This is a genomic window from Xanthobacter pseudotagetidis, from assembly GCF_043194795.2.
In the GTDB taxonomy this organism is placed as follows: Bacteria; Pseudomonadota; Alphaproteobacteria; order Rhizobiales; family Xanthobacteraceae; genus Xanthobacter; species Xanthobacter tagetidis_A.
Map to the genome: position 1 here is coordinate 185,995 of NZ_CM195534.1, position 13,042 is coordinate 199,036.

11 protein-coding genes and 1 tRNA gene are annotated in these 13,042 nt (G+C 69.0%); 6 read left to right on the forward strand and 6 right to left on the reverse strand.

Annotated elements, in window-relative coordinates; genetic code table 11:
- Nucleotides 1-24: 24 nt before the first annotated feature.
- The 5 genes from V5F67_RS00875 (at nucleotide 25) to V5F67_RS00895 (ending at nucleotide 4,169) form a co-directional block, all read left to right on the forward strand.
- The gene (locus tag V5F67_RS00875; RefSeq protein WP_394020698.1) at nucleotides 25-957 is read left to right on the forward strand and encodes a metal ABC transporter substrate-binding protein; all 933 of its coding nucleotides are present in this window, start codon (nucleotides 25-27) and stop codon (nucleotides 955-957) included.
- A gap of 20 nt (nucleotides 958-977) precedes the next feature.
- A complete protein-coding gene (locus tag V5F67_RS00880; protein WP_394020733.1) occupies nucleotides 978-1,862 on the forward strand; it encodes a manganese/iron ABC transporter ATP-binding protein in 885 nt (294 codons plus the stop codon).
- A gap of 220 nt (nucleotides 1,863-2,082) precedes the next feature.
- Entirely contained in the window at nucleotides 2,083-2,952 is an 870-nt protein-coding gene (locus V5F67_RS00885) for a metal ABC transporter permease (protein WP_394020697.1), read from the forward strand.
- A gap of 2 nt (nucleotides 2,953-2,954) precedes the next feature.
- Nucleotides 2,955-3,779, forward strand: a complete 825-nt coding sequence (locus tag V5F67_RS00890; protein ID WP_394020696.1) for a metal ABC transporter permease — start codon at nucleotides 2,955-2,957, stop codon at nucleotides 3,777-3,779.
- Between the two features lie 66 nt (nucleotides 3,780-3,845).
- A complete protein-coding gene (locus V5F67_RS00895) occupies nucleotides 3,846-4,169 on the forward strand; it encodes a hypothetical protein (protein WP_394020695.1) in 324 nt (107 codons plus the stop codon).
- Nucleotides 4,170-5,354: 1,185 nt separating this feature from the next.
- Here the strand turns inward: V5F67_RS00895 and V5F67_RS00900 are convergent.
- The 3 genes from V5F67_RS00900 to V5F67_RS00910 all read right to left on the reverse strand — a co-directional run bounded on the left by V5F67_RS00900 (nucleotide 5,355) and on the right by V5F67_RS00910 (nucleotide 8,529).
- A tRNA-Ser gene (locus V5F67_RS00900) sits at nucleotides 5,355-5,444 on the reverse strand.
- A gap of 549 nt (nucleotides 5,445-5,993) precedes the next feature.
- A complete protein-coding gene (gene dapD / locus V5F67_RS00905; protein WP_394020694.1) occupies nucleotides 5,994-6,851 on the reverse strand; it encodes a 2,3,4,5-tetrahydropyridine-2,6-dicarboxylate N-succinyltransferase in 858 nt (285 codons plus the stop codon).
- Nucleotides 6,852-6,912: 61 nt separating this feature from the next.
- Nucleotides 6,913-8,529 (reverse strand): peptide chain release factor 3, encoded by a 1,617-nt coding sequence (locus V5F67_RS00910; protein ID WP_394020693.1) that lies wholly within the window; start codon nucleotides 8,527-8,529, stop codon nucleotides 6,913-6,915.
- A 54-nt stretch (nucleotides 8,530-8,583) separates the two neighbouring features.
- On the opposite strand from V5F67_RS00910, the gene V5F67_RS00915 reads away from it, so the two are divergent.
- Nucleotides 8,584-9,015: a hypothetical protein gene (locus V5F67_RS00915; RefSeq protein WP_394020692.1), complete on the forward strand. Its 432-nt coding sequence runs from the start codon at nucleotides 8,584-8,586 to the stop codon at nucleotides 9,013-9,015.
- Between the two features lie 13 nt (nucleotides 9,016-9,028).
- Here V5F67_RS00915 and fdxA read toward each other — a convergent pair whose 3' ends face one another.
- The 3 genes from fdxA to V5F67_RS00930 form a co-directional block, all read right to left on the reverse strand.
- On the reverse strand, nucleotides 9,029-9,364 hold the full coding sequence (gene fdxA, locus V5F67_RS00920) for a ferredoxin FdxA (protein ID WP_394020691.1): 336 nt from the start codon (nucleotides 9,362-9,364) through the stop codon (nucleotides 9,029-9,031).
- Nucleotides 9,365-9,446: 82 nt separating this feature from the next.
- Nucleotides 9,447-9,722, reverse strand: coding sequence for an RNA-binding S4 domain-containing protein (locus V5F67_RS00925; protein WP_394020690.1), 276 nt, complete (start codon nucleotides 9,720-9,722; stop codon nucleotides 9,447-9,449).
- A gap of 3 nt (nucleotides 9,723-9,725) precedes the next feature.
- A complete protein-coding gene (locus tag V5F67_RS00930; protein ID WP_394020689.1) occupies nucleotides 9,726-13,040 on the reverse strand; it encodes a helicase-related protein in 3,315 nt (1,104 codons plus the stop codon).
- Nucleotides 13,041-13,042: the final 2 nt, after the last annotated feature.

The window sequence follows — 13,042 nt, forward strand, 5'->3', positions numbered from 1 at the left end:
TCTTTGGCGTTCGGAGACGTGCCCATGCGCTCGCTCACCCGCGGATTGCTGCCTTTCGCGTTGCTTGCCGCCGCTTTGATCCCCGTTCTCGGCGGCACGCTTGCGCTCGCCGATGACACGCCGCCGCAGAGGTTCAAGGCGGTGACCACCTTCACCATCATCGCCGACATGGCGAAGAACGTGGCCGGCGACGCCGCGATCGTGGAATCCATCACCAAGCCCGGCGCCGAGATCCACAACTACCAGCCCACCCCCGGCGACCTCATCAAGGCCCAGGACGCGGACCTCATCCTGTGGAACGGGCTGAACCTGGAGCTTTGGTTCGAGAAGTTCTTCAGCCGCCTGAAGGGCGTGCCGAGCGTCGTGGTCTCGCAGGGCGTCGCGCCCATGGGCATCGGCGAGGGTCCCTACAAGGGCAAGCCCAACCCGCACGCCTGGATGTCGCCGGAGGCGGCGCTCCTCTACGTGGACAACATCGCCGATGCCTTCGCCACGCACGATCCGAAGAATGCCGCCACCTACAAGGCCAATGCCGAGGCCTACAAGGCGAAGCTCCGCGCCGCCGTGGCGCCGATCCGCGCCAGGCTCGACACGGTGCCGCCCGAGCGGCGCTGGCTGGTGACGAGCGAGGGCGCCTTCTCCTACCTGGCGCGCGATTTCGGCCTGAAGGAGCTGTTCCTGTGGCCCATCAATGCCGACCAGCAAGGCACGCCGCAGCAGGTGCGCCGGGTGATCGACCGCATGCGCGCCGACAGGATCCCGGTGATCTTCTCCGAGAGCACCATCTCCCCCGCCCCCGCCCAGCAGGTGGCGCGCGAGACCGGGGCCCGCTACGGCGGCGTGCTCTATGTGGATTCCCTCAGCGAGCCGGACGGCCCGGTGCCGACCTATCTTGACCTGCTCCAGGTCACGACCCGGACCATCGCCGAGGGCCTCGGCGCGGAGGCCGCGCGGTGAACGCCCCGCTCGCTCCCGCCATGGCGTCTGGCGCCGCGGCCGCGGCCGGCTCCGGCATCTGCGTGCGCGACGTGACGGTGACCTACCGCAACGGCCACACCGCCTTGCGCGACGCCTCGTTCGAGATCCCCACCGGCACCATCACCGCGCTGGTGGGCGTGAACGGCTCCGGCAAGTCCACCCTGTTCAAGGCCATCATGGGCTTCGTGAAGGCAGCGCGGGGCACCATCTCCATCCTCGGCCAGCCGGTGCGCGCGGCGCTGAAGGCCAACCTCGTCGCCTACGTGCCCCAGGCGGAGGAGGTGGACTGGACCTTCCCGGTCCTGGTCGAGGACGTGGTGATGATGGGCCGCTACGGCCACATGAGCCTCTTGCGCATTCCCGGCGCCGCCGACCGCGCGGCGGTGGAGGCGGCGCTCGCGCGCGTCAACATGCTGGAGTTCCGCGCCCGCCAGATCGGCGAGTTGTCCGGCGGCCAGAGGAAGCGCGTGTTCCTCGCCCGCGCGCTCGCCCAGGACGCCCGCGTGATCCTGCTGGACGAGCCCTTCACCGGCGTCGACGTGAAGACCGAGGACGCCATCATCACGCTGCTGAAGGGGCTGCGGGACGAGGGGCGGGTGATGCTGGTCTCCACCCACAATCTCGGCAGCGTGCCGGAATTCTGCGACCGCACGGTGCTGGTGAAGGGCACCGTGCTCGCCTACGGCCTCACCTCGGAGATATTCACCCAGGCCAACCTCGAGAAAGCCTTCGGCGGCGTGCTGCGCCACTTCGTGCTGGACGAGGGCCACGCCGCCGCGCCCGGCACCGTGGGCGTGCTGACCGACGACGAGCGCCCGCTGGTGCTCTACAAGGACCGCCCGGCCCAGAGCGGCACCGCCGGCTCGAGCGAGGGGATCGGCTGATGGCCAGCACTCGACCCCGGCCCGTGCAGCCCGCCGCGCCCCGGCATGCCTGGCGCCGCGCTCACCTCTCCGCGCCCCCTCGCCCGCAGGGAGAGGGCCGGGGTGAGAGGGTCGCGGCCGGACTTCCGGCGTCCCGCTCCCCTCACCCAACCCTCTCCCGCGAGGGGAGAGGGCTTTGGGCGGGCGCGGAGAGAGAGCCGGGCGCGGAAGGGCGCAGGCCATGAACACCACCCTGGCCTTACTCCTCGAGCCCTTCTCCTACGGCTACATGGTCAACGCCATGTGGGTGTCGGCGCTGGTGGGGGCGGTGTGCGCCTTCCTCTCGGCGTTCCTGATGCTCAAGGGCTGGTCGCTGATCGGCGACGCGCTCTCGCACGCCATCGTGCCGGGGGTGGCGGGGGCCTACATGCTGGGCCTGCCGTTCTCCATCGGCGCGTTCTTCTCCGGCGCGCTGGCGGCGGGCGCCATGCTGTTCCTCCAGGAGCGCACCAAGCTGAAGGAGGACGCGGTGATCGGCCTGATCTTCACCTCCTTCTTCGGGCTCGGCCTGTTCATGGTGTCGCTCTCGCCCACCTCGGTGAACGTGCAGACCATCGTGCTCGGCAACATCCTCGCCATCACGCCGGCGGACACGCTCCAGCTCGCCTTGATCGGCTTCGTCTCGCTGGGGCTGCTGATGGTGTTCTGGAAGGACCTGATGGTGACCTTCTTCGACGAGAGCCACGCCCGCACCATCGGCCTCAACCCGCTGTTCCTGAAGGTGATGTTCTTCACCTTGCTGGCCGCCTGCACGGTGGCGGCGCTGCAGACCGTGGGCGCGTTCCTGGTCATCGCCATGGTGGTGACGCCGGGCGCCACCGCCTATCTCCTCACCGACCGCTTCCCGCGCCTGATCGGCCTTGCGGTGGCGATCGGCGCCGGCACCAGCTTCACCGGCGCCTACCTCTCCTATTTCCTCGACGGGGCGACCGGCGGCATCATCGTCGTGCTGCAGACGCTGATCTTCCTCGCCGCCTTCGTGCTCGCGCCCAAGCACGGCATGCTGGCGGCGCGGCGCCAGGCGGCGCTGGCGCTGAAGCGGGAGGCGTGAGGATGGCGACGCTGCTCCTGCCGTTCCAGTTCGACTTCATGGTGACGGCGCTGGCGATCGCCGCCCTGGTCGCGGTGCCCATGGCGCTGCTGTCCTGCTTCCTGGTGCTGAAGGGCTGGTCGCTGATGGGCGACGCGGTCTCCCACGCGGTGCTGCCGGGCGTGGTGCTGGCCTACATCGCCGGCCTGCCGCTGGCGCTCGGGGCCTTCGTGGCGGGCATGGTGTGCGCGCTCGCCACCGGCTTCCTGAAGGACAACAGCCGGGTGAAGGAGGACACGGTGATGGGCGTCGTGTTCTCCGGCATGTTCGGGCTGGGGATCGTGCTGTTCACCAAGATCCAGTCGGACGTTCACCTCGACCACATTTTGTTCGGCGACATGCTGGGGGTGAGCTGGGCCGACATCGCCGAGAGCGCGATCATCGCCGGGCTGGTGACCCTGGCGCTGCTGGCGAAATGGCGCGACCTGCTGCTGAACGCCTTCGATCCCGCCCAGGCCAAGGCGGTGGGGCTGAACACCGGCCTGCTGCACTACGGACTGCTGGTGATGCTCTCCCTCACCATCGTCGCGGCGCTGAAGGCGGTGGGCATCATCCTCTCCGTGGCGCTGCTGATCGCGCCGGGAGCGATCGCCTTCCTGGTGACGCGGCGCTTCGGGCAGATGCTCGCCGTGGCGGTGGCGGTGGCGGTCTCCTGCTCGCTCGCCGGGGTCTACCTCTCCTTCTTCCTGGATTCGGCGCCGGCGCCCACCATCGTCCTGCTGATGACGGCGGTGTTCATCGCCGTGTTCGTGCGGGGGAGGGTGATAGCGGGGCGGGTGGCGACTTAAGGGCTGGCGGAGAGAGCGCAGCTTCCGGCCGTCCCGTTCGAGCATCAGCCCGGGCTGCGCGCCCTCATGATGTTCCCGACGCTCCCGCCGGGCCACATGACCTTCCTGGTGGAGGACGACGCCTTCCACCCGCACCTGCGCCGCGGCGAGTTCGCCGTGGTGGACCTCTCCGACCGCCAGCCGGCGCAAGGCGAGCTGTTCCTGATCTCCTATCTCAGCCGGTACGCCGACTGCGGCCTGATCTTCGCCATCTGCCAGATGCGCAGCCGACCCTACCATTTCCGGCCGGGCCACGGGTGGCGCGCGCCTTCGCTCCCCTATGAGGAGGGCTACGAACTGGCGCCCTGCTGGTCGGCCCGCCACTGGGATTCCGCCCGACGATCCCGCTGACTATGCCGCGGCGCTCCGCTCGGGCCGGATCGGCACCAGCGAAGGCCCCTACACCACCGAGCACGCGGCCGAGAAGCTGGTGGGGCGCATCGTGGGGGTGTGGGTGCCGGGGATGGAGAAAGCAACGAGGTGGCGAATATAGCATGCCCCATGAGGGAGGCGAGACCGGGAGCGCCGGAGACTGTTGCGCCGACATTGCGGAAATGATCAAATTGCAACAATTGACTTAAGCCCTTAAGCACGGACCGCACATAATGCAATTCGATAATTTCGACAAGAAATATTTGTCCAAAAATACTCGTAGACCACGAATATTATTCATATCATCCGTTATAAATTCTACAATATTAATTGTATTGATATATGTATGCGAGAAATTTAAGTTTTCCAATGGAAATGTATTTGTAAAAATATACTTTTCGTACTTTTTTGTCATTTTTATTATTTTTACTTTCAATATTAGACTGATAGTTTGGTGGGAAAAATATCTTAGATATGGATTAATTGAAGCTCAAAAGCGCCAAAATGTACCAAAATCAATCGATGAAATTATCTGGATGGCGAAGATTATTTCAATAGCAACATGTATCATATCTGCATTTGCTGCATTTATGACAATTCAATCCAGTTTTCATCCTGAAATCTTTGTGCGCCCACATTAACTTCTATCGAGGAAGCAGATCAATCCAAAAGCAATCGGAAATCTCGACAAGGTTGCTGAATCGATCAGAGTGGCGCAATCACGCTTGGATCATCGTCGCCGACACTGGCCTTGTTGACCTAAGTCGAAACGATCCACTCCCGTAGCGCTGGTGCGGGCGCCTCATCACGAGGCCCTTCCTGTGCCCAGCAATCCAGCCACGCTGCCATGGCGTCAGGCGCCAGCACCATCGGCTGTCGCGAATGTAGCGCAGCGTTAGGTGGACGACCCCGCGACCGTCGTGCAGATCATCGCCTCTTCGCTTCCGGACTACCCACCTGGACAGTTCTCGCAGCGCAGATCCTAAACAGGGTATGGGAGGCGGCCTGAGCCGCTATCCCGCCAAATCCCATCTGATCCCGGCAAATCCCGGTTATGTCCACCAAGGACCACCACGAGCCAAGGCGCGCGCTAGGGCAGATGCTGGGGCGCGATTCCGCGATGGAGTAATTTCGTTTTATTTTCAGATGTTTATCTGTTGAAATTGGCGGAGAGAGAGGGATTCGAACCCTCGATACGGTTTCCCGTATACACGCGTTCCAGGCGTGCGCCTTCAACCACTCGGCCACCTCTCCCAGCGCACGCAGGGCGCACGCTAACTCTTGGAAAAGGCGACCGCCGAAGGCGGTCTGTGCGCCTTCAACCACTCGGCCACCTCTCCCAGCGCACGCAGGGCGCACGCAGCACTCGCGTCGGGGTCGGCCGCAGAAGGCGGACCATGCGCCTTCGGCCATCCGGCCCCTCGCACCCCGTCCGAAGACGGAGCCCACCCAGCCGCTTCCGATGCTTCAGAAATCGTGCCGCGCCGGAACTTGCGCCGCACCCAGGCGAGGCGGCGGAATATACAAGCTGATCGGCGCCGCGCAAGCCGCTTTCTCGCCGGCCGCCGGTGTTTCCCATGCCCTGCGCCACGCGGCGGGGCCAGGGCCCGGAACGGCCAGGCGGGTCCCGTCAGGCCCCCGCCGCGGCTCCGCCGGCCGGGCGCCGGACCTGCCGGGAACATGCCAGCGCGCGGTGGCCGGGACCGGAGGCCCGGCACCGACGCCGGCGCGCGCGAATCCGCCGCGCCCGGCCCGAGCCGCCGGCCGGGGAGGCCGCGTCCCGCCGCGACCGAAGGCGCCGCCTCAGTCGCGCAGCAGATCGTTGATGGAGGTCTTCGACCGGGTCTGCGCGTCCACCCGCTTCACGATCACCGCGCAGTAGAGCGAGGGGCCGGGCGTGCCGTCGGGCAGCGGCTTGCCGGGAAGCGCGCCGGGCACCACCACCGAATAGGCCGGCACCTCGCCGATGAACACCTCGCCCGTCTGGCGGTCGATGATCTTGGTGGAGGCGGAGATGAAGACGCCCATGGAGAGCACCGAGCCGCGACGCACCACCACGCCCTCCACCACCTCGGAGCGGGCGCCGATGAAGCAGTCGTCCTCGATGATGACCGGGCCGGCCTGGAGCGGCTCCAGCACGCCGCCGATGCCCACGCCGCCGGAGAGATGCACGTTCTTGCCGATCTGCGCGCACGAGCCCACCGTCGCCCAGGTGTCCACCATGGTGCCCTCGCCCACATGGGCGCCGAGGTTCACGAACGAGGGCATCAGCACCACGTTCGGCGCGATGAAGGCGGAGCGGCGCACGATGGCGCCCGGCACGGCGCGGAAGCCCGCCGCGCGGAAGTCGGCCTCGCTCCAGGAGAGGAACTTCGAGGGCACCTTGTCCCACCAGTGCGCCCCGCCCGGGCCGCCGCCGATGGCGCCCATGTCGTTGAGGCGGAACGAGAGCAGCACCGCCTTCTTCAGCCACTGGTTCACCGTCCACGCGCCGTTGGCGGACTGCTCGGCGACACGGGCGGCGCCGCCGTCGAGCAGCGAGAGCGCCTCGTCCACGGCGAGGCGCACCGCGCCCATGGTGGCGAAGCCGATCTCGGCGCGGTTCTCGAAGGCGTCGTCGATGATGCGGGCGAGTTCGGCAAGGCGGGCGGCGTCGGCCATCTGGTCCTCCGTTGGGGCCGGCCCCGGCGGCGGCCCTTGATGCTGATGGATCGGGTTGGGGTCAGCCGCGTTCCTTGACGGCCACGAACTTGAGCTTCGGCCATTCCTCGATGGCGCGGTCGAGCACCCACTGGCTGCGGGCGAGATAGACCGGCGCCTCGTCGCGGTCGCGGGCGGTGGAGGAGCGGTTGAGCTCCAGGAAGCGGTCCACCTCGGCGCGCTCGCCGACGATCCAGCGGGCGGTGACGTAGGAGGTGGTCTCGTAGCGGATCGGCACGCCGTATTCCTTCTCCAGCCGCGCCGCGAGCACGTCGAGCTGGAGCGTGCCGACCACGCCGACGATGGGGGCGGGATCGTTGACGGGCTTCAGCACCTGCACCACGCCCTCCTCCGCCATGTCCTGCAGCGCCTTCTGCAGCTGCTTGGCCTTCATGGGGTCCGAGAGCAGCACCCGTCGCAGGATCTCGGGCGCGAAGTCCGGCAGGCCCTCGAAGCGGATCGCCTCGCCCTCGGAGAGGGTGTCGCCGACGCGCAGCATGCCGTGGTTGGGGATGCCAATGATGTCGCCGGCCACCGCCTCGTCCACCGTCTCGCGCTCCTGGGCGAAGAAGAAGATCGGGTTGGCGATCGCCATGTTGCGCTTCTCGCGCGGGTTGAACAGCTTCATGCCGCGCTTGAAGCGGCCCGAGCACAGGCGCACGAAGGCGACGCGGTCCCGGTGGTTCGGGTCCATGTTGGCCTGCACCTTGAAGACGAAGCCGGAGACGAGGTCCTCCGCCGGCTCCACCGTGCGCGCGCCGGCCGCGGAACGCGGCAGCGGGCTCGGGCCCACGGAGCCGAGGCCGGACAGCAGCTCCGCCACGCCCGCCTCCTTCAGCGCCGAGCCGAAATAGACCGGCGAGAGGTGGCCCTCGCGGAAGGCGGCGAGGTCGAACGGCGGCAGCACGCCGAGCGCCAGCGTCAGGCTCTCGACGGATTCGTTGAGGATGCGCTCCTCCACGCCGTCGAGCCCGATCAGGTCCTCCGGCGCGTCGAACGGCACCTCCCGCACCAGCGGGCCGCCGCGCTCGGTGGCGAGCAGAGCGCGCTTGCCCATGATGTCGATGAGGCCGCGGAAGTCCACGCCCATGCCGATGGGCCAGGTGAGCGGGGTGAGGTCGAGGGCCAGCGTGAAGGACACCTCGTCCATCAGCGCGATGGGGTCGAGGCTCTCGCGGTCCACCTTGTTGACGAAGGTGAAGATGGGAATGTCGCGCAGGCGGCAGACCTCGAACAGCTTGCGGGTCTGGCTCTCGATGCCCTTGGCGGCGTCGATCACCATCACCGCCGCGTCCACGGCCGAGAGGGTGCGGTAGGTGTCCTCGGAGAAGTCCGAATGGCCCGGCGTGTCGAGCAGGTTGAAGACGATGCCGTCGCGCTCGAAGGTCATCACCGAGGAGGTGACGGAGATGCCGCGCTGCTGCTCGATCTCCATCCAGTCCGAGCGGGTGCGGCGGCGCTCGCCGCGCGCCTTCACGTGGCCGGCCATGCGGATGGCGCCGGAGGCGAGCAGCAGCTTTTCCGTCAGCGTCGTCTTGCCCGCGTCCGGATGGGAGATGATGGCGAAGGTGCGCCGGCGGGCGAAATCGGGCAGGTCGCCGGCGATGGCGGCGGCCGAGGGCTGGGAGGTCTCGAGCATGGCGGCTATATAGAGAAAAACCGTCCGGCACGGAACGGGCGAAGGGAGAATGGGATGATGCTTGTCGGCACGGCACGGTTCGGGGGCGCCGGCCGCGTCCTCGCGGCGGCGGCCCTCGGCGCCGCGGTCTTGGCGTCGGGCGCGGCCCGCGCAGTGATGCCGCCTTACGTCTATGAATCGGCGCGCAACAATGCCGCGAGCGTGATCGTGATCGCGGTGGAGAAGGTCAGCGCGCCCAAGCGCGAGTTCGGCAACTGCGCCGTGGCCGGCAAGGTGGCGAAGGTCGAGCGCGGCACCGCCTACGCCGAGGGCCAGGAGGTGACCGTCGCGGTGCCCTGCGCCACGCCCGAAGCCCTGCCGCCCATCGGCGGCACCATCTACCAGAACCTGCCGGACCTGCAGGCCTCCAAGTTCGGCCGCGCCTATCTCGACGCGGACGGAAAGGTGGTCCTCTCGCAGTACGAGCAGCTGAAGGCGGCGCCCTGAGCGGGGGACGCCGTCAGTCGCCCTGGCCGGGCTCCGGGGAGAACAGCTCCTCCTTGCCCGGCTTGCCGTCCCACTCCTTGGCGTCCGGCGGCGCGTCGCGCTTGAGGGTGATGTTGGGCCACACCTTGGCGTATTCCGCGTTCAAGGCGAGCCATTTCTCGAGGCCGGGCGTGGAATCGGGGCTGATGGCCTCGGCCGGGCACTCGGACTCGCACACGCCGCAGTCGATGCACTCGTCGGGATGGATGACGAGCATGTTCTCGCCCTCGTAGAAACAGTCCACCGGGCACACGGAGACGCAGTCCATGTACTTGCAGCGGATGCAGTTCTCGGTGACGACGTAGGTCATTGAGGGTTCCCTTTCGCGCGACGGCCTAGCGCACCCGCATGGCGCAGGCAAGGCGATACGGCGCCGCGCCCGAATAACAACTTCATTCGCCTGTGATTTCTTCGAAAAGCGCAGAGGCAGCAGTAGCATTCCCGCGCCGCTCGGAAAAGCGAACGATTCGCAGAACGCGCACGGACCGGTCCAGCCCCACCGTGAGCACCTGGCCGGCCCGCACCCCCTGGCCGGCCGCATCCACCCTGCGCCCGTCCACCCGCACGTGGCCGGCCCGCACCAAGTCGGCGGCCGCGGCGCGGGTGCGCACCACCCGCGCGTGCCAGAGCCAGAGGTCGATGCGCTGGCGCGGCGCGGGGGCGTTCACGCCTCAGTTGCCCTTCTTCTCCGATTCCATGCGCGCCTTCAGCGCCGCCAGGGCCGCGAAGGGGCTGTCGGGATCGAGCGGCTTGTCGCGCCGGCGGTCCTGATGGGCCGGCCGGTGCTCGCCCCGGGGCGGACGCGGCTGGTCGCCGCCCTCGCGCGGCCCGCGCGGCGGACGGTCGGGACGCGGCGGGCGCGGCCCGCGCTCGGCCTCGGCGCCTTCCGGCGCGTTCTCGCTGCGGCGATGGGGCGGGCGCCCCTCGCGGCGCCGGTCGCCCTGGAAGCGCTCGCCTTGGAAGCGCTCGCCCTGAGGACGTTCTCCCTGCGGGCGATCCCCCTGGGGCCTTTGCCCCTGGCGCTGGCCCTGGGGCCGGTCCCGGCGCGGCGCGCCCGGCGGGCGGCCGGGACGCCAGACCTCGATCATCTCGGGTTCCGCCGGCGCGCCCTCCACGGCCTCGGGGCCGCCGGGAGGGGCGGGCGCGTCCACTTCGGCGGCGGTCTCGGCGGCGGTGGGATCGCCGCTCGCCTCCAGCGCCTCGACGACCGCCTCCGCCTCCGCCGCGTCCTCGGCCGGCAGGTCGTCCTGGACGGCCTCCTCGCCGGCGGGGGCGTCAGCGGCGTCAGCGGCTTCCGCGGCGTCCGCCGCTTCGGCGGCCTCTTCCGCAGCGTCCGCGGCCTCGGGCGCCGGGGCGCTCTCGGACACGGCCTGCGCGGCCGCGTCGGCAGCCGCCTCGGCGGGCGCGTCGAACAGCAGGTCCGCCTCGATGGCGCCTTCCGGCACCGGCACGAGCGCGACGGCCTCGGGCGCTACAGCCTCGGGTGCGGCGGCCGGGGCCGCCTCGGCCTCCGGCGGCGGCGGCGGGCGGCGCTCCATGCGGTAGCCGAGCGACTTCAGGATCGAGGCGAAGTCCTCGCCCGAGCAGCCGGCGAGCGAGGTCATGCCCACGGTCACGGTGAAGCCGCGCCCGTCCACCGCGCCCGGCGGCTTGGGGCCGGGCGAGTTGGGCCGCCAGGCGAGCGCCGGGCGGATCAGGTCGGCGAGGCGCTCGAGGATGTCGACGCGCACCGCGCGCTCGCCGCACACGCGGAAGCCCACGGCGCGGTAGAGCCCCTTCTGCACCTCGTGGTCCACCGGGATCGAGGTGCGGCCCGACGCGGCCAGATGCGGCAGCTCGTCGAGGCCCTTCTGGGCGAGGCCGCCATGCTTCAGCGCGTAGAGCTCGGCCGCGAGCGAGCGGGGCGCCGGCTTCAGCAGGCCGGGCAGGTAGATGTGGTGGGCGCCGAAGCGCACGCCGTAGCCGCGCAGCGTGGCGCGCGCCGCCTGGTCGAGGGACTTCATCTCCTCGGCCACCTTGGCGCGCTCCAGCACGCCGAGGCTCTCGACGATCTGGAAGGCGATGCCGCGGCCGATGCCGGTGATGTCCTCCGCGCCGGCGAGCTTGTTCAGCGGCCCGAGCAGCTTCTCGATGTGGGCGCCGACCCACAGCGTCAGGCGCGCCTCCACCGGCTCGCGCGCGGCGCCGGAGAGGTGCTCGTCAGCGATGACCTTGAAGCGCGGCTTCAGGACCTCGTCGCCGGGGATGAGCTTGGCCACCGCCTCGCCGGTCCAGCGGATGGTGCCGTCGTTGGTGAGGACGAAGGCCTCGTCCACCGCCTGCGAGACGCGCAGGGCGCGCGCCTCGATCTCGCCTGCCAGCGCCTTCTGCGCGGCCGCGCGCAAGGCCTTCGCCTCCTCGCCGCCGGTGGCGGGGTCGGGAGCGAACTGGAAGCCGTGGAGGTGGCCGATGACATGTCCCTCGACAGTCACGTCACCGGTCTTGCTGATCTCGGTCTCAAGCATCGTGTTCTCTCGCAGGCGCCGCATGAGCACGCTGGTCCGACGGTCCACGAAACGCTGCGCCAGCCTCTCGTGCAGTGCATCGGACAGCTTGTCCTCGACCCCTCTCGTGACGCCTTGCCAGTACTGCGGGTCTTCTAGCCAATCGGGCCGGTTCGCGACGAAGGTGAGGGTCCTCACCTGCGCGATCCGTCTCGACAACGTGTCGATGTCGCCTTCTGGGCGATCGGTCAAGGCGATTTGACGCGCGAACCAGTCGTCGGGGATGCGGCCACCGGCCCCCACATGGCCGAAAAGCGTCGCCACCAGCTCCGCATGGGCGCCCGGGGAGATCTTGCGATAGTCGGGCACCTGGCACACCTGCCAGAGCCGCTCCACCTCGGCGGGAGACCTGACGCGGCCTGCGACGGCGCCATCCGCGCCCATGATCTCCAGCACCTTGACGTCGTCCGCCGTGGGCGCGCGGGCGAGGCCCTCCTCGCGCGGGACGGCGGCAAGGCTCGCCGCCAGAGCGGCGATGGAGCCGAAGTCCAGCGCCCCGTTGCGCCATTGCAACACCTTCACGGCATCGAACGCGTGGGCCTCCAGGCGCTCCACCAATTCCTGCTCGAAGGGCGGGCAGCGGCCGGTGGAGCCGAAGGTGCCGTCGCGGGTCGCCCGGCCGGCGCGCCCGGCGATCTGCGCCATCTCGGAGGGATTGAGACGGCGGAACTGCCAGCCGTCGAACTTGCGGTCCGAGGCGAACGCCACATGGTCCACGTCGAGGTTGAGGCCCATGCCCACCGCGTCGGTGGCCACCAGATAGTCGACGTCGCCGGACTGGTAGAGTTCGACCTGGGCGTTGCGGGTGCGCGGCGAGAGCGCGCCCATCACCACCGCCGCCCCGCCCCTCTGGCGGCGGATGAACTCGGCGATGGAATAGACCTCCTCGGCCGAGAAGGCGACGATGGCCGAGCGGCGCGGCAGGCGCGAGATCTTCTTCTCGCCGGCGAACGAGAGCGTGGACAGGCGCGGGCGCACCTGCACGCTCACGCCGGGGATGAGCCTCTCCACCACGCCGCGCATGGTGCCGGAGCCGAGCAGCAGGGTCTCGTGGCGGCCGCGCCGGTTGAGGATGCGGTCGGTGAAGACGTGGCCGCGGTCGAAGTCGCCGGCGAGCTGGATCTCGTCGATGGCGACGAACGCCACGTCCACGTCGCGCGGCATGGCCTCCACGGTGGCGACCCAGTAGCGCGGGTCCTTCGGCTTGATCTTCTCCTCGCCGGTGACGAGGGCGACCTTGTCCGGCCCGATGCGCTCGACGATGCGCTGGTAGACCTCTCGCGCCAGCAGCCGCAGCGGCAGGCCGATGAGCCCGCTCTCGTGGCCCAGCATGCGCTCGATGGCGAGATGGGTCTTGCCGGTATTGGTGGGGCCGAGGACCGCGCTCACCCCCCGCGCCCGGATCGAGCGGGGCAGCACGGCCCATTGGGTCACGTCATCCATCG